Raw genomic sequence first — 15,942 nt, forward strand, 5'->3', positions numbered from 1 at the left:
CTAAGGACCGTGCGATGGACATCGGCACTATCACTTTCGGCACCCTACTCAGCGACCCCTATACCGGGCACCGCGTCTCCCAGGCGGAACGCCTCGACGAGGTGGTGCGTGCCGCGGTGCTCGCCGAGCGGCTGGGCTTCTCCTGGTTCACGGTCGGCGAGCACCACTTCGGCGAGCGCGACGTCATATCGGCGCCGCCGGTGGTGCTGGCCGCGATAGCCGCCCGGACTTCCACGATCACCCTGGCCACCGGCACCACGCTGGTCGCCAACCGCGACCCGGTCCTGGTCGCCGAGGACTACGCCACGCTCGACCTGCTCTCCCACGGGCGGCTCCAGCTCATCGCGGGCGCCTCGTTCTTCCCCGACCCTTACACCGTCTTCGCCCAGCCCCCGGAGAGCAAGGCCGACCGCAAGCGGGAGAACCTCGAACTCCTGCTGCGCCTGTGGTCCGAGGAAGAGCCCGAGGTGACCTGGGAGGGCGCGTTCCGCCCGCCGCTGGACGCGGTGCGCGTACAGCCCCGCCTCCACCAGGACCGGCCGCCGATCTGGGTCAGCGGGGGCTCCCGCCCCGAGTCGGTGCACCTGGCGGTCGAGTCCGCGCTGCCCATGGTCTTCGGCACCACCGCCCGGCCGCCCGAGACGCACGCGCCGATGTTCCGGCTCTACCGCGAGCTGTGGGAGCGCGCCGGCCGCCCGGCGGAGCAGGCCAGGACCGGCGCCGCCAGCCATGTCTTCGTCGCCGACACCACCGCCGAGGCCCGCGAGCAGTGGCGGGAGTACTACGGCAACTACTTCCGCGGCGCGAAACTGCCGGCCGGCGCCCGCCCGTTCGCCTTCGACTTCGACGACCTGGTCGGACCGGGCTCGGCGATCTGCGGCAGCCCGGCGGAGGTGGTCGACAAGCTCGGCCGGCTGCACGACCTGTGGGGGCACGACCTCCACCTGCTGTCCATCGACATCGGCGGCATCCCGCACGGCAAGGTGGCGCGGGCGATGGAACTGGTCGCCGCCGAGGTGATCCCGCAGGTGGCCGGTCTGGGCGCGGACCGCCCCACGGGCGGCACCGTCGGCGGCCGGCCCTCGGCGCCCTCGGCGCTCGCGGCCGCGGCGGCCGAGCCGGTCGGAGGGAAGGCGTGAGCGCGATACGGGCGGACGCGGTGGCACAGCCGGTACCGCCGGTGGTCCCGGCCGCATGGGTACGCGAAAGGGCCGACGGGGACGACGCGCTGGTGCTCGCCGACGTCCGCTGGTACCTCGACGGGCGCTCCGGATACGACGCCTACCTCGGCGGGCACCTCCCCGGCGCCCTCTGGGTGGACGTCGACACCGACCTGGCCGCACCGCCCACCCCGTCCGGCGGGCGCCATCCGCTGCCCGCCCCCGAGGAGTTCGCCGCACGGCTCGGGCGGCTCGGCATCGCCGACGACAGCGTGGTGGTGGCCTACGACGACCAGGGCGGCGGGTTCGCCGCCCGCCTGGTGTGGCTGCTGCGGCGGACCGGCCGCGCCGCCGCGCTCCTCGACGGCGGCCTGGCCGGATGGCCCGGCGCGCTGGACACCGGCCCGGTGCACCGGGCGCCGGTCACGCGCCGCGTGACGCCGTGGCCGGCCGCGCTGCTGCGCGACGCGGACCAGGTCGCCCGGGCGGCGGGCGCACCGGACGCGCTGGTGCTGGACTCCCGCGCCGCCGGCCGCTACTCCGGAGCCGACGCGCACGCCGGGGAGACCCGGTCCGGCCACGTGCCCGGGGCACTCAGCGCTCCCTGGCAGGAGAACCTGGCCGCCGACGGCACCTTCCGCTCGCCGGAGGAACTGCGCCGCCGTTTCGAGGAGTTGGGCGCCGCCGACGCCGAGGAGGTGGTGTTCTCCTGCGGTTCCGGGGTCACCGCCTGCCACAACCTGCTGGCCGTCGAGCGGGCCGGCCTGCCGGACGCCGCCCTCTTCCCCGGCTCGTGGTCGGCGTGGTCGGCCGACCCGGACCGGCCGGTGGTGGCGGGCCCGTACCCGTTCGCCACGGACGGCCCGGACGGCCCGGACGCCCAGGACCCGGCCGGTCCGCGGGCGGGCCGTGCCGATGCCGCCGACGTGTCCCGTACCGCCGACGCGCCCGACGCGTCCCGTACCGAAGGGGCAGCGCGATGAGCACCCTCACCGGACAGCACCTCGGCTTCGGCGTGGTCTCGCACTACCAGGGGCCCGACCCCGAGCACCTGGTGGCCGAGGCGCGCGACGCCGAACGGCTGGGCTTCGACCTGTTCGCGCTCAGCGACCACCTGCACGGCGACCGCGACACCTGGGAGCCGTGGACCGCGCTGAGCTTCCTGGCCGCGGCGACCGAGCGGATCACCCTGGCCACGGACGTGCTCGGGCTGCCGTACCGCGCGCCGGCCGTGCTCGCGAAGATGGCCGAGACCCTCGACCGGCTCTCGCACGGCCGGCTGGTGCTCGGGCTGGGCAACGGCGGCTACGACGCGGAGTTCGCCGCGTTCGGCCTGAGCACGCGCACCCCGGGGCAGAAGGTCGCCGCCCTCGACGAGGCGGTGCAGGTCATCAACTCGCTGTGGCAGCGGCCGACGACCACGTTCGTGGGCCGGCACTTCGCGGTCTACGACGCGCGGATCGAGCCGCGGCCGGCGCACCCCGTCCCGATCTGGCTCGGCACCTACGGCCCGCGGGCCCTGGAGGTCACCGGGCGGCTGGCGGACGGTTGGCTGCCGTCGCTGCAACGCCTGGGCCTGGCCGAGGCGGTGGGCCTGCGCGACAAGGTGCGGGCCGCGGCCCGCGCGGCCGGCCGCGACCCGGACACCATCACCTGTGCCTGCAACGTGCAGGTGCTGCTGGAACGCCGGCGCGGCGTCCCCGGCCACGTCCTCGCGGGCTCCTCGCAGGACGTGGCGGAACAGCTGGTCGCCGTCGTCCGGGCCGGCTTCACCTTCCCGCTGCTGTTCGGGCTGACCCACCCCGAGACCCGGGAGCGCTTCGCCACCGAGGTGATGCCCCTGGTGCGCGCCGAGTTCGTCCGCACCTGACGACTGACGACTGACGACTGACGACTGACGACTGACGCCTGATGCCTGGACGCCTGATCACTGACCACTGACCCCTGACATCCGTCACCCGACGCCCGACCCCTGACGCGTGACGCCCGCGCGCCGACGCGCCGACGCGCCGTCCCGTTGGGGGCCGAGGGGCCCGAGAGCCGGACGGGTACAGACCCGCGACACCCACACCCAGCCGGGCAGGCCGGCCGATCCGGCCTGCCCGGACACGAAAGGAAGATCACGCATGGCACGCAAATGGTGGACGCTCGTGGCCGTCGTGGCCGGAGTGTTCATGCTCGTCCTGGACATCACCATCGTGAACGTGGCACTCCCCGACATCCGGGACGACTTCCACTCGTCGCTGTCGGACCTGCAATGGGTCATCGACGCCTACGCGTTGGCGCTGGCGGCGGGTCTGCTCACGGGCGGTTCGCTCGCGGACCTGTGGGGGCGGCGCCGGCTGTACGCGGTGGGCACCGCGGTCTTCACGATCGGCTCGCTGCTGTGCGGCCTCGCCACCGGCCCGCTGTTCCTGGCGCTGGCCCGGGCCGGCCAGGGCATAGGCGGCGCGGTGGTGTGGGCGACCTCGCTCGCACTGCTGAGCCAGGCGTTCCAGGGCCGTGAACGCGGGCTGGCGTTCGGGATCTACGGCGGGGTCCTCGGCATCGCGGTGGCGGTCGGACCGGTGCTCGGCGGCGCGCTCACCAGCGGGCTGAGCTGGCACTGGATCTTCTGGGTGAACGTCCCGATCGGCATCGCGGTCGTCGCCATCACCCTGCTGAAGCTGGAGGAGTCCCGCAACCCGACCGCGGCCCGCCCCGACTGGACCGGCTTCGTCCTCTTCAGCGCCGGGCTCTCGCTCCTGCTGTACGGCCTGATCAACGCCGCCGACGGCTGGTCGCAGGCGAAGGTGTGGGGGACGCTGGCCGGTGCCGCGGTCCTGCTGGCCGCCTTCCTGCTGCTGGAGCGGCGGGCGACCCACCCGATGCTGGACCTGTCGCTGTTCCGCAAGCCCACCTTCAACGGCGGGCTGGTGGCCGCGTTCGGGCTCAACGCCTCGATCTACGCGCTCATCACCTACCTGGTGCTCTACCTCCAGCAGGACCTGCACTTCAGCCCCGCCCAGGCGGGCCTGCGGCTGCTCGCGCTGACCGGGGCGATGTTCGTGGCGTCCACGACCGCCGGGCGGCTCAGCTCCGCGGTCCCGGTACGGCTGATGATCAGCGTCGGCTTCGTGCTCATCGCCGTCGGCATCGCCCTGATGACCGGGGTGAAGGACTCCTCGACGTGGACGCACCTGCTGGCGGGGATGATCGTCTCCGGCGCGGGCGCGGGCATGGTCACCGTGCCGCTGGCCTCCACGGCCGTCGGTGTGGTCGCCCCGGCCCAGGCGGGTGTGGCGTCGGGGGTGAACGCCACCGCCCGGCAGGTCGGGCTGGCCACCGCGATCGCGGTGCTCGGCACCGTGTTCACCACCCGCAGCGAGCACCACGGGTTCGCCAGTGGGCTCAACCTGATCCTGTGGATCGGCGCGGTCGTGGCGCTGGTGTCGGCGGTGCTCAGCGCCCTGCTGATCCGGCAGAAGGACTTCGTGCCGCCGCCCGCCCGCCCGGCCCCGGCCGACACCGCCGCACAGCCCGAGGCCGCCGGGGCCTGACGGCACCGCGACCGGAGCGGAACCGGCGCCCGAGCGGCGCGTGTACGGCGTGCGTACGGTGTCCGACCGGCGCCCGAGCGGCGTGCGTACGGCGTCCACCTGGCGTCCCGGGCGGCTCCCGAGTGGCGGCTGACAGCGCAAAGGGCCCTGGGGCCACGGATGTTCCCGTGGCCCCAGGGCCCTTGAGGTGTGCGGTCGTAGCCGTAGCCGTAGCCGTAGCCGTAGCCGTAGCCGAAACCGAAGGCGCGGCCTCGGCCGCTGCCGTGTCCCCGCCCCGGGGTCAGGCGGAACCGGCGGGCCGGGACGCCGCGGTCGCCGGTGGTTCGGCGTCAGCCGGAGACGTGGCGGTGGGCGCCCCTGCCGCCAGCAGTGTGCGGGTGTAGGCGTGCGAGGGTGCGGCGAAGACGGCTTCCACCGGACCGCTCTCCACCACCTGCCCGTCCTTCATCACCACGACCCGGTCGCTGACGTGATGGACCACGCCGAGGTCGTGGGAGATGAACAGCAGCGCCACCCCGAGGTCGTGCTGGATGTCGGCGAGCAGATCGAGGATCTGCGCCTGCACCGACACGTCGAGTGCCGAGACCGGCTCGTCGCAGACCACCACGTCGGGTGCGGTGGCCAGCGCGCGGGCGATGGCCACGCGCTGGCGCTGCCCGCCGGACAGTTCGGCGGGGCGGCGTTGCAGCACCGCGGCGGGCAGCCCCACCCGGTCCAGCAACTCAGCGGCCCGCGTGCGGCGTCCGGCGCGGCCGCGCACCCCGGCCCGGGCCACGGCCTCGCCGACCACCCGCTCCACGCTGTAGCGGGGGTCGAACGAGCCCAGCGGGTCCTGCTGCACCGCCTGGATACGGGGACGCGCGGCGCGGCGCTCCCGCTCCGGCACCCCGCTCCACGGCCGCCCGTCGAACCGCACCTGCCCGGTGTCGGGCGGCAGCAGGCCGAGGATGATCCTCGCGACGGTGGTCTTGCCCGAGCCGGACTCGCCGACCACGCCGACCGCCTCGCCCGCGCCCAGGCGGAGCGAGACGTCACGCACCGCGTGGTGCACCGAGCCGTCCGGGCCGCGGAAGCCCTTCGACACCGCGTCGACCTCCAGCAGCGGCGCCCGCTCCGCGAGGTCCTCCGCGCGCCCGGCCGCGCCCGGCGGCCTGCGGTCGCGCACCGCGCTTCGCGCCACGGCCGGCGCCCGTACCGGCATGCGTACCGGCGCGCGTACCGGCGTTTGCTCCGACTCCGGCCCGTCCAGCGGGTGGTGGCAGACCGCGGTGTCCGCGCCGGAGACGACCGGCAGCAGGGTGCGGCAGGTCTCGTCGGCGGCCGCGCACCGGTGGGCGTAGGGGCAGCCGTCCGGGCCGGCGTGCGGTCTCGGCGCCGCGGGCACCGAGAGACGGGTGCCCTTGGCGTGCAGGCCCGGCACCGCGTCCAGCAGCGCCCGGGTGTAGGGATGGCGCGGCCGTTCCAGCACCCGCCGGCCGGTGCCCGTCTCGACGATCCGCCCGCCGTACATCACCGCCACCCGGTCGGCGAGCCGGGCCACCACGGACAGGTCGTGACTGATCAGCAGCAGCGCCGTGCCCTCGCGGCGCAGCCGGTCGAGCAGGTCGAGGATCTGTGCCTGCACGGACACGTCGAGGGCGGTGGTGGGCTCGTCGGCGACGAGCAGGTCGGGGCCCGCGGCGATGGCCGAGGCGATCAGGGCGCGCTGCCGCAGCCCGCCGGAGAGCTGGTGAGGATACTGCGCGGCGCGGCGCCCGGGTTCGGGCACGCCGACATCGGCGAGGAGTTCCCGCACCCGCTCGGCGCGGTCCTGGCGGGCCGCCACGCCGTGCACGCGCAGCGGCTCCGCGATCTCGGCGCCGACGGTGCGCAGCGGGTCGAGCGAGGACAGGGCGTCCTGGAGGACCAGGCCGACCCGCCGCCCGCGCAGCCGCCGCCACTGCGGCTCGCGCAGCCGGGTGAGGTCGTGGCCGTCGAACGACAGCGTCCCGGCGCGCACCCGCGCGCCGTCTCCCGCGAGCCCGACCAGGGCGCGGGCGGTGACGCTCTTGCCGGACCCGGACTCGCCCACCACGGCGAGGCATTCGCCGGCGTCGAGGGTGAAGGAGACCTCCCGTACGGCGCGCAGCGCGCCGAAGGACACGTCGAGGCCGTCGACGGTGAGCAGGGGCGTCATCGGCCGGTCCTCCGGGTGAAGCGGGCCTGGGCCTGGCGGCCCACGATGTTGACCACCAGCGCGGTCGCGGTGATGGCGGCGCCGGGGAAGATGCCCAGCCACCAGGCGGTCTGCAGGAAGTCGCGGCCCTGGTCGAGCATCGCGCCCCACTCCGCGGTGGGCGGCTGCGGTCCCAGGCCCAGGAAGCTCAGCCCGGAGGCGGCGATGAGCGAGGAGCCGAAGCCGACGGTGGCCAGGACCAGCAGCGGGCCGAGCGCGTTGGGCACGACGTGCCGCCACACCAGGACCGGCCGGGACAGGCCCAGGGTGGTGGCGGCCTCGACGTAGCCGGAGCGGCGCACGACCAGGGTCTCGGCGCGGACGATCCGGGCGTAACCGGGGGCGAACGCGGCCGCGATGGCGATCGCGACGTTCACGGTGCCGCTGCCGAGGACGGCGACCGCCAGCAGGGCCAGCAGGATCGGCGGAAGGGCGAGCAGCACGTCGGCGACCCGCATGAGGACCTGGTCGGCCACCCGCCCGCCGAGCCCGGCGGCAAGGCCGAGGGCGGCGCCGGCCAGCACGGACAGCGCGGTGGCGCCGGCGCCGAGCAGCAGCGACAGCCGGGTGCCGTAGACGACCCGGGTGTAGAGGTCGCGGCCGAGCTGGTCGGTGCCGAACCAGTGGCCGGAGCCGGGCGGCCGCAGCGCCTGGAGCGGGTCGGTGGTGTCGGGCGCGTTCCCGGTGAACAGTCCCGGCGCCGCGGCGGCCACCACCAGCAGGGCGAGGAAGAGCACGGCCGCGCCGAGCAGCAGGGTACGGGGGCGCGGTCGGCGCCCGGCGCGGGCCGCGGGCGCGGCCGGCGGATGCGGAGCGGACTCCAGGGTGGGGAGCACGGTCACGGTGTCACCTGGTCCGTCCTGAGCCGGGGGTCGATGACCAGGTAGAGCAGGTCCACCAGGGTCGAGAGCACGACGAACACCAGGGCGGACAGCAGCACCAGACCGATCGCCAGGGGCATGTCCTTGTTGGTGGTCGCCTGGAGGATGAGGGCGCCGATGCCGGGCCGGCCGAACACCGTCTCCACCAGCACCGCGCCGCCCAGCAGCGAACCGGCCAGCCAGCCGGTCAGGGTGATCAGCGGCAGCGCCGCGTGCCGCAGCGCGTGGCGCAGCCGTACCGCGGTGGTGCTCAGGCCCCGGGAGCGCGCGGTCACCGCGAACGGCTCGTGCAGCGCGGTCTCCAGCCCCTCGCGCAGCACCTGGGCCAGCACGCCGGTCATGGGCAGCGCCAGGGTCAGCGCGGGCAGCACCAGCGCGGTGCCGTTCTGCGCGCCGGCCACCGGGAACAGCTGCCAGTGGAAGGAGAACACGGTGAGCAGCAGGATGCCGGTCCAGTACGACGGGCTGGAGACGGTGAGCAGTTCCAGCAGCGACGCGGCGCCGCGCAGCACCGGGCGCCGTCCGGCGGTGGCGGTGGCGCTGAGCACGGCCAGCAGCAGGGCCACCGCCAGCGCGGCCAGGGCCAGTTGCGCGGTGGGCGCGAGCTGGCCGCTGATCAGCGAGCTGACCGGGCGCTGCACCTGGTAGGACTCCCCGAGGTTCCCGCGCAGCAGGTGGCCGAGGTAGTGCAGGTACTGCTGCCACACCGGCTCGCCCAGGCCATATTGGGCGCGGATGCGGTCGCGGACCTCCGGTGAGGCGGAGCTGAACGGGCCGAGCATGGTGGTCACCGGGTCGCCGGGGATGAGTTGCAGAGCGGCGAACGCGACCGTGGCGGCGCCCAGGAGCACCGCCACGGCCGCCGCCACCCGCCGGGCGACCGCCCGGAGCAGGTGTGTCGCCTTCACGTCACTTCCCGAGCCAGGCGTCGTGGAACTCCAGCCAGGTGTTGGCGTCGGCGGCGATGCCGTGCACGTGGCTGGAGGCGCCGTACACCGAGGAGACGACGTACATCGGCACCACCAGGGAGAGGTCGACGGCGCGCTTCTGGACCTGGGTGTAGTACCTGGCCCGGCCGGCCGGGTCGAGGGTGGTCTGGCCCTGCTCGGTCCACTTGTCGAGGTCGGCGTCCTTGATGAAGGTGCCGTTGGCGCCGCCCTTCGCGGGGGTCTCGGCGCTGTTGAAGTACAGCCGCAGCACGTCCGGGTCGGCCCGGGACCAGCTGTAGTCGGAGATGTCGTCCTTGCCGCCGAAGAGCTGCTTGACGAAGGTGCCGACGTCCTGCCGGGGCCGCTCCACCTGGATGCCGAGCTTCTTCAGGTCGGCCTGCACGGCCTGGCCGAGGATGTCGTGCTGCTGGCTGACGAGGTTCTGCGGCATCAGCGGCCAGACCAGGGACAGCCGCTTGCCGTTCTTGGTGCGGTAGCCCGCGGAGTCCCGCGTGGTCCAGCCGGCCTGGTCCAGCAGCTTCGCCGCCAGCGTCGGGTCGTACGGCCAGGTGCCGGTCAGCGAGGAGTCGTAGCCGATGGTCGCCGGGGACAGCGGGCTCCAGGCGCGCTGGTAGGCGCCGAAGTACACGCTCTTGACGTCGGCGTCGACGTTGATGCCGCGCTGCACCGCCTGGCGGACGCGCTGGTCGGTGAAGGGTCCGCGGGAGGCGTTGAGGACCAGGTTGTACACGCCGCCGGGCGCCTGCTTGGAGATCACGGTGAGGCCGGCGCCGGGGGTGAGGGTCTTGACGTCGGTCGGCGGGATGGACTTGGCGACCTGGACCTGTCCGCTGCGCAGCGCTCCGACCCGGACCGAGTCCTGGCTGAGGAAGCGGTAGGTGAGCTTGTCGAGGTAGGCGGGGCCCTGGTGGGCGTCGGTGGACGGCGCCCACCGGTACTTGGGGTTCCGGGTCAGCACGGCGCTCTGGCCCTTGGTGTAGGAGGAGAACACGAACGGGCCGGTGCCCACGTCGGCGGGGCCGCCGGCGCCGAGCTTGGAGCCGTACTTGGCGATCGCGGCCGGCGAGTAGAAGCCGAGGTAGGGGGTGCTGGCCGCTTGCAGGAAGGGGGCGAACGCCTTGGAGAAGGTGATCTGGACGGTGTAGGGGTCGACGACCTTCGTCCCGGTGTAGGGGCCGAGCAGCCCGGCGGCGTACTGCGACTTGGTCGCCGGGTCCACGATCCGGTCGAAGTTGGCCTTGACCGCCTGGGCGTTGAACGGGGTGCCGTCGGTGAAGGTGACGTCCTTGCGCAGGTGGAAGGTGTAGGTGCGCAGGTCCTTGGCGACCGTCCAGGACGAGGCGAGCCAGGCGTGGAACTGCCCCTTGTCGTCCTGGTAGACGAGGGAGTCGAAGACGTTGCGCTGGATGGAGCCGGTGATGTCCTGCTGGCTGACGTCGATGTCCCAGGAGACCGGTTCGGTGTCCACCGCGTAGGTGAGGGAACCGCCGGAGACGGGTTTGCCGGCGGAGGAGGTGCTGCCGCCCGACCCCGAACCGGAGCCGCAGGCCGCGGCGAGGAGTACGGCGGCGGTGGCGACGGCGAGCGGGACGGGTCTGCGGCTGAGGCGGGACATGCGGGTCTCCCGGAGGTACCTGGTGGTGGCATGGCGGCGGCCGGACCGCGTGGCGCGGCCCGGCCGTCAGGGTGTGTCGGTGGTGCGGTGGTGCGGTGGTGCGGTCCGTTGCGGGTCGTGCCGGTCGCACGGGTGGATGCCGTACGGCGGCGGGTGGCGGGGTGGTGCGGGCGTCGCGGCGGTCAGCCCTTGGCGACGTTCTCGCGGACGGCCGGCACGACCTCCTCGGCCCACCGCCCGAGGGCGGTGTCGAGGGGGGCGTCGCCGGTGGGGAAGAGGATGAAGCCGGCGGCGCCGTGTTCCAGGACGGCGCCGGTGAGTTCGTCCGTCCACTGCCGCACCGAGCCGCCGACCCAGCGGCCGCTGTCGTCGCGGGTCCGGGCCAGGGGCGCCTCGGTGATCTGCCCCGGCAGGTTGAAGACGGTGGCGACGGCGGACGGATCGCGACCGGCCTGCTCGGCGGCCCGGTCGACCAGCGGCCGGGAGGCGCGGTACCGCTCGCTCACCCAGTCCGAGGCGTGGCCGGGTATCCAGCCGTCGGCGAGCCGGCCGGTCACGTCGAGCGACCGCTCGCCGAGCGAGCCGGTCCAGATCAGCGGCGCCGGCACGTCGGCCGGATCGATCCCGCGCACCTCGTTGAACTCGCCGAGGAAGGTGACCGGTTCGCCCCCGCCGGACAGGGCGCGCACCAGCGTGATCGCCTCCTCCAGCGCGCGCACCGCCTGGCCGGGGCCGAGCCGGGGCCGGCCGAACCGCTCGATGTCGTCCCACAGCCCGCCGGCGCCGATCCCGAGCACGATCCGGCCGCCGGACAGGGCCGACAGGGAGGTGAGCGCGCGGGCGAGCACCGGCGCGGGCCGGCTGGGCAGGTTGGTCACGTTCGCCAGCCCGGCGATGCCCGAGGTGGCACCGAGGACGAAGCCCAGCGTGGAGTACGCGTCCAGCCGGTGCCCGTAGTACGGATGGTCCGAGGTGGAGAACAGGTCGAGGCCGGCCCGGTCGGCCTGCACGCCGAGCCGGACGATCTCGGCCGCCCGGGCGGTCTCGGTCCCTGGGGCGAATCCGAACAACGTGGTGTGCTGCGGCATCGGTGCGTTCTCCTCGTTCGTGGACGGGTGGTGCGGTGCTGCGGTGGCGCCCGGGTCAGCCGGCCGCCGACCGGTCGTGCACGACGGTGTACGTGTTGGCGTCGCGTGCGGTGATCAGCGAGCGGGCGTGCTCCCGGCCCTGCCGGACGCTGACCGGGCGGTCCTCCTCCGGCAGCCGGTGGAAGGCGTCGTACGCCTCCTTGCTCTCCCACTGGGCGTAGTTGACGACGGTGGTGCCGTCGAGGCCGCGCAGGATGGTGTGGGAGCGGTGCCCGGGCCGGGTGCGGACCCACTCCTCCGGCTGGGCGAGGGTGTCGACCAGGTCCTTCTGGTTCTGCGGGTCGACGTCGAAGACGATGATCACCGTGTAGTCGTCGCGGCGGGTGGAGAACTCCACCTGCTCCAGGTCCGGGTGCAGCAGCGAGGCGACCACCTCGGTCTGCAACAGGCGGATGGAGGTGGCGAGTTCGTTGAAGAGCGGCACGGTGTGGTGCTTGAACCCCTCGCCGGCGTAGCGGGCCTGGAGGTCTTCGAGGCTGCGCCACTGGATGACGTTGGCGGTGCCGCGCTCGTCCCGGCCGGCGTGGAGGGTCGAGGAGATCCACCCGGGGTAGTCGGCGTGGTCGATGATGTCCCGCATCGCGTCGAGCAGCCGGTCCTGGCCCTGCTCGGTCTCGGTGCGGAAGAGGTTGAACACGGTCAGATAGCCGTCGTCGGGCGAGAGCAAAGGCATGGTGTCTCCGTGGGGTCGGGGCGCGGTCGGGCGCGGGGACGTGCTCGGGGGCGGGCGGGTCGGGCCGGGGCCGCGGTCAGGCGGGAACGGCCTCGACCACGCTGCAGTGGCCGCCGGGGACGACCCGGGTCAGCCGCAGTCCGGCGCGGGCCAGCAGGGCGGCGAACTCCGCCTCGGTGCGCTGGCGTCCGCCGCACAGCACGAGCATGTCCAGGTCCATCAGCTTCACGTTCAGCGCCGGACGGTCGGTCGGCAGCACCGCCTCGACCAGCAGCACCCGTCCGTGCGCGGGCAGCACCGCGCGCACGTGCGACAGGATGCGGACCGACGGCTCGTCGTCCCAGTCGTGGATGATGTTGGAGAGCAGGTAGGCGTCGCCGCCGGCGGGCACGGAGTCGAAGAAGTCGCCGCCTTCGGTCGTGCTGCGCTCGGTGACACCGGCCTCCTTCAGCACCGGCCCGGACTCGGCGACGACCTCCGGCTGGTCGTACAGCACCCCGCGCAGGTCGGGGTTGGCCGCCAGGATCGCCGACAGCAGGGCGCCGCGCCCGCCGCCGACGTCGACAAGGGTGCGCAGCCCGCCGAAGTCGTAGGCCGCGACGATCGATCCGATGATCTGCCGGGACGTCTGCGTCATGGCCCGGTCGAACACGCCCAGCACGTCGGGGTGTTCACGGATGTGGTCCCACACCGGCACGCCGTGCACGCCCTCGAAGGCGGGTGCGCCGGTGCGGACGCTGCGGGCCAGTTGGGTCCAGGTGTGGCGCTCGGCGGGCAGGCCGGTCCAGATGGCGAAGTCGCGCAGGGAGACCGGTGAGTCGCTGCGCAGCGCGTCGCCGAGGTCGGTGAGCGCGAAGACCCGGTCCGGTCGCTCCTCGAACAGCTCGATGTCGGCGCAGGCGCGCAGCAGCCGGTAGAGCGTGGGGGCGTGGGCGTCGATGTCCACGGCGATCTGCTCGACGGTACGGGGGCCGGCGGCCAGCGCGTCGGCGACTCCGAGCTCGGCGGCGGCGCTGACGACCTGGGACATCCAGCCGGCGGTCGCCAGTTGGAGTATCCGGACGGGGGGTGGAAGCGGAGCGGACATGGCGAAGCTGCCTCCAAGATGGGGTTGCCGGTCCACCGGCGCACCGCCCCACCGGCGCGCTGTCGGCGCGCGGGGCGGATGGCGGCGCACCGCGTCCGGAACCGTCCGCGCCTGCGGCGTTCGCGCGAGAGCGCACGACGAGGAGACGCGGGGGCACCGGGCGGGGTGGACTGCGGCAAGGTGCGGAGTGGGAGATTCCGAGATTCCGAGAGGCGCTGCTCGGCAGGTCGTCGACGAACCGTCGTTTTCCGGGCAGGGCGAAGCCGCCTGGAAAGCGTGACACATGCCGAAGCAGAGCGTCAACACGCGCCGTCGACAGGCGACATGGAGCGGTCCGGCGAGGCCCGGCAGCGCGTGGGAGCGAGGTGACGCCGGAGGCGGGAGGGCCCCGTGCGACCGCCGCGGCGGAGGCGGCGCTCACCGCCGGCCCGCGCCCGACGGCAGGTCGCCGCGGCTCCACACCAGGTGGATCGCCAAGGCGCGCAACCGCCAGCCGTCCGCGGTGCGGACCGCCTCCGCCTCGATCCGGCTGCCGGTCCGCAGGTCGGCCCGGCCCGACAGCGGCGGGTGCACATGGGTCACCAGGAGCTTGGCGGACACCTCGGCCCTGTCGCCGAGGAGTTCCACCACGTGGTTGGTGCTGGCGTGGTGGGTGCGCGCCCAGTTCCGCTTGGCGGCGTGCTGGAACTGCGCCAGGCCGGCCAGCCCGCGGTGACCGCCCACGGGGAACCGCAGGTCCAGGTCCTCGGTGAACAGCGAGCGGTAGAAGGAGTCGTCGCGCGGCGGGTCCGGGCGGCTGTCGAAGTCCAGCAGGTAGCGGTCGAGGAGACCGCCGATCTCGGCGCGGTCGAGCAGGTCCGCGAGGCCGGCGGCGTCCTCGTGCGAGGGCGTGCCGGGCGTGCCGGGGGCGGCGGCGCGGGTGGTGGCGCGGAGGGGACGGGTCATGGCGGTACCGCCTCTTCGGTAGCGGGTCGGCGGGCCGGCGGGTCGGCGGGTCGGCGGGCCGGGGGTTCAACGGGTCGGCGGGCCGAACCAGCGGCGCAGGGCTCTCCGCGCGCCGGCCAGCGCCCGGGCCGGCGTGGCGTCGGGGCCGGTCGCCCAGGCCACGTGGCCGTCCGGGCGGACCAGCACGGCTCCGACGTCGTCCAGCCGGACCGCCCCGGGCCCCGACGTCCGCGCGCGGACGTGCCGCACCCGCGGGAGCCAGGGCGCGACGGCGCGGGCCAGCCGCTCCCCGTGCGCGTCGTCGCCGGTGAGGTCCAGCAGCAGGCCGCGCCCGTCGCGCAGGAGCGCGGCGCTGTGGGTGACCGTTCGCGACGGGGCCGCGCCGCCGCCCGTGCCCGTATCCTCGCCCGCGCGCTCGGACGTGTGCAGGGGGACGTGCGGCAGCAGCGCGCCGGTCAGCCGGTGGCCACCGCCCAGGTCGTAGCGCGTGTCGAGGCCGCTGACCGCGCCCGCGAGGTGCCGGCGGGCCGGGGCGAGGGCGATCAGCTCCTCGAACACCGCCCGCACCGGGCCCACTTCGGGGCCGCCGAGCAGCAGCAGCGCCTGCGCGGTGATCGAGGTGAGCACCTGCTGCCCGGCCGGGTGCCGCTCGGCGTGGTAGGTGTTCAGGAGCGTGTCGGCGAACGTGCCCGGCCCGGCGGCCTCGGCCCGGACGGCCGACGCGAGTTTCCAGCCGAGGTTGAAGGCGTCCTGGAGGCCGAGGTTGAGTGCCTGCCCGCCGACCGGGAGCTGCCGGTGGGCGGCGTCGCCGGCGAACAGCACGCGTCCGTGCCGGTAGCGGGTGAGCTGGCGGACGGAGTCGTCGAAGGACCCGGACCACAGCGGGGTGCCGTGGCCGATCTCCTCCCCGGTGACCCGCTTCCAGACGTCGGCGACGGTCGCGAAGTCCGTGGCGCGGCCGGGGGAGGGCTGTGTGCCGAACTCGTGGACCATCACCCGCGTGACCCCGTCGCCGCGCCGGGCGGCGATGGCCAGTCCGCGATCCAGCCGTTCGAAGCGGCGGTCGGGGATGTCGAGGCCGGCGACGTCGGCCCGCAGCAGTTCGCGTTCGGCGGGCCGGCCGGGGAAGTCCGCCCCGAGCAGGCCGCGCAGCGCGCTGTCCTGCCCGTCGCAGGCGACGGCGTAGCGGGCCCGTATCCGCGTGTCGGTGCCGTCCGGGGTCCGGGCGAGCAACGCGACGTGGTCGGCGCCGGGTTCGACGGCGTGCACGTCGTGGCCGCGCAGCACCCGCACGCCCAGGTCCGCGGCCAGGGAAGCCAGCAGTTTCTCGGTCACGGTCTGCGGCGCCTTCCACTGGCCGGGGTAGGGGCCCGGCACGGTGAGGTCCAGCGGGATGCCGCCGAAGTGGCCGCGCGGGTCCTGGGGGAGGACGCCGAACCGGGTCAGCAGGTCCCGGCTGTCGAGGAGTTCCATGGTCCGCGCGTGCAGGGTGGAGGCGCGGGACTCGGTGGTGGGTTCCGCCAGCCGCTCCAGTACGAGCACGTCGGCGCCGCCCAGCCGCAGTTCGTCGGCGAGCAGCAGCCCGACGGGGCCGGCGCCGATGACGACGACGTCGGCGTCGAGGCCGGGGGCACCGTTCGCGGGGGCATCGTTCGCGGGGGTGTCGTTCGTGGCGGTGCCGGTCGCGGGGGTGCGCTTCGGGGAGGAGGTGCCGTTCACGGTGGTCATC

At 74.5% G+C, this 15,942-nt stretch carries 13 protein-coding genes; 4 read left to right on the forward strand and 9 right to left on the reverse strand.

The genetic code is table 11. The features are described from left to right. Positions 1-14 precede the first annotated feature (14 nt). The 4 genes from ACIPAE_RS32250 to ACIPAE_RS32265 all read left to right on the forward strand — a co-directional run bounded on the left by ACIPAE_RS32250 (position 15) and on the right by ACIPAE_RS32265 (position 4,699). The gene (locus ACIPAE_RS32250; RefSeq protein WP_402450100.1) at positions 15-1,139 is read left to right on the forward strand and encodes an LLM class flavin-dependent oxidoreductase; all 1,125 of its coding nucleotides are present in this window, start codon (positions 15-17) and stop codon (positions 1,137-1,139) included. Then, on the forward strand, positions 1,136-2,143 hold the full coding sequence (locus ACIPAE_RS32255) for a sulfurtransferase (protein ID WP_402450103.1): 1,008 nt from the start codon (positions 1,136-1,138) through the stop codon (positions 2,141-2,143). The genes ACIPAE_RS32250 and ACIPAE_RS32255 overlap by 4 nt, the downstream gene beginning before the upstream one ends. Next, on the forward strand, positions 2,140-3,030 hold the full coding sequence (locus ACIPAE_RS32260) for an LLM class flavin-dependent oxidoreductase (protein ID WP_402450105.1): 891 nt from the start codon (positions 2,140-2,142) through the stop codon (positions 3,028-3,030). Before ACIPAE_RS32255 ends, ACIPAE_RS32260 begins: the two co-directional genes overlap by 4 nt. Before the next feature lie 256 nt (positions 3,031-3,286). Next, positions 3,287-4,699: an MFS transporter gene (locus ACIPAE_RS32265; RefSeq protein WP_402450108.1), complete on the forward strand. Its 1,413-nt coding sequence runs from the start codon at positions 3,287-3,289 to the stop codon at positions 4,697-4,699. Positions 4,700-4,979: 280 nt separating this feature from the next. Here ACIPAE_RS32265 and ACIPAE_RS32270 read toward each other — a convergent pair whose 3' ends face one another. The 9 genes from ACIPAE_RS32270 to ACIPAE_RS32310 all read right to left on the reverse strand — a co-directional run bounded on the left by ACIPAE_RS32270 (position 4,980) and on the right by ACIPAE_RS32310 (position 15,941). Then, entirely contained in the window at positions 4,980-6,875 is a 1,896-nt protein-coding gene (locus tag ACIPAE_RS32270) for a dipeptide ABC transporter ATP-binding protein (RefSeq protein WP_402450111.1), read from the reverse strand. Continuing rightward, positions 6,872-7,756 (reverse strand): ABC transporter permease, encoded by an 885-nt coding sequence (locus ACIPAE_RS32275; RefSeq protein WP_328472732.1) that lies wholly within the window; start codon positions 7,754-7,756, stop codon positions 6,872-6,874. The genes ACIPAE_RS32270 and ACIPAE_RS32275 overlap by 4 nt, the downstream gene beginning before the upstream one ends. Beyond that, positions 7,753-8,703: an ABC transporter permease gene (locus ACIPAE_RS32280; protein ID WP_366411713.1), complete on the reverse strand. Its 951-nt coding sequence runs from the start codon at positions 8,701-8,703 to the stop codon at positions 7,753-7,755. Before ACIPAE_RS32280 ends, ACIPAE_RS32275 begins: the two co-directional genes overlap by 4 nt. Position 8,704: 1 nt before the next feature. Next, entirely contained in the window at positions 8,705-10,360 is a 1,656-nt protein-coding gene (locus ACIPAE_RS32285; protein WP_366411712.1) for an ABC transporter substrate-binding protein, read from the reverse strand. Between the two features lie 182 nt (positions 10,361-10,542). Beyond that, positions 10,543-11,448 carry an LLM class flavin-dependent oxidoreductase gene (locus ACIPAE_RS32290; RefSeq protein ID WP_402450114.1) on the reverse strand — a complete coding sequence of 302 codons (906 nt, stop codon included), beginning with the start codon at positions 11,446-11,448 and terminating at the stop codon, positions 10,543-10,545. A 55-nt stretch (positions 11,449-11,503) separates the two neighbouring features. Further along, complete coding sequence (locus tag ACIPAE_RS32295) at positions 11,504-12,181, reverse strand: antibiotic biosynthesis monooxygenase family protein (protein ID WP_402450117.1); 678 nt, start codon at positions 12,179-12,181, stop codon at positions 11,504-11,506. A gap of 76 nt (positions 12,182-12,257) precedes the next feature. Continuing rightward, the gene (locus ACIPAE_RS32300; protein ID WP_329362009.1) at positions 12,258-13,268 is read right to left on the reverse strand and encodes a methyltransferase; all 1,011 of its coding nucleotides are present in this window, start codon (positions 13,266-13,268) and stop codon (positions 12,258-12,260) included. Positions 13,269-13,685: 417 nt separating this feature from the next. Next, on the reverse strand, positions 13,686-14,213 hold the full coding sequence (locus ACIPAE_RS32305) for a nuclear transport factor 2 family protein (protein WP_402450119.1): 528 nt from the start codon (positions 14,211-14,213) through the stop codon (positions 13,686-13,688). A 66-nt stretch (positions 14,214-14,279) separates the two neighbouring features. Then, entirely contained in the window at positions 14,280-15,941 is a 1,662-nt protein-coding gene (locus ACIPAE_RS32310) for an FAD-dependent monooxygenase (protein WP_402450121.1), read from the reverse strand. Between the last annotated feature and the right edge of the window lies 1 nt (position 15,942).

This window comes from Streptomyces sp. NPDC087270, from assembly GCF_044744625.1.
Classification (GTDB): domain Bacteria; phylum Actinomycetota; class Actinomycetes; order Streptomycetales; family Streptomycetaceae; genus Actinacidiphila.

Coding starts and splice junctions, on each gene's coding strand:
- ACIPAE_RS32290 (WP_402450114.1), bottom strand. CDS start 11,448: ATGCCGCAGCACACCACGTTGTTCGGATTCGCCCCAGGGACCGAGACC.
- ACIPAE_RS32260 (WP_402450105.1), top strand. CDS start 2,140: ATGAGCACCCTCACCGGACAGCACCTCGGCTTCGGCGTGGTCTCGCAC.
- ACIPAE_RS32265 (WP_402450108.1), top strand. CDS start 3,287: ATGGCACGCAAATGGTGGACGCTCGTGGCCGTCGTGGCCGGAGTGTTC.
- ACIPAE_RS32300 (WP_329362009.1), bottom strand. CDS start 13,268: ATGTCCGCTCCGCTTCCACCCCCCGTCCGGATACTCCAACTGGCGACC.
- ACIPAE_RS32285 (WP_366411712.1), bottom strand. CDS start 10,360: ATGTCCCGCCTCAGCCGCAGACCCGTCCCGCTCGCCGTCGCCACCGCC.
- ACIPAE_RS32305 (WP_402450119.1), bottom strand. CDS start 14,213: ATGACCCGTCCCCTCCGCGCCACCACCCGCGCCGCCGCCCCCGGCACG.
- ACIPAE_RS32295 (WP_402450117.1), bottom strand. CDS start 12,181: ATGCCTTTGCTCTCGCCCGACGACGGCTATCTGACCGTGTTCAACCTC.
- ACIPAE_RS32250 (WP_402450100.1), top strand. CDS start 15: ATGGACATCGGCACTATCACTTTCGGCACCCTACTCAGCGACCCCTAT.
- ACIPAE_RS32270 (WP_402450111.1), bottom strand. CDS start 6,875: ATGACGCCCCTGCTCACCGTCGACGGCCTCGACGTGTCCTTCGGCGCG.
- ACIPAE_RS32310 (WP_402450121.1), bottom strand. CDS start 15,941: ATGACCACCGTGAACGGCACCTCCTCCCCGAAGCGCACCCCCGCGACC.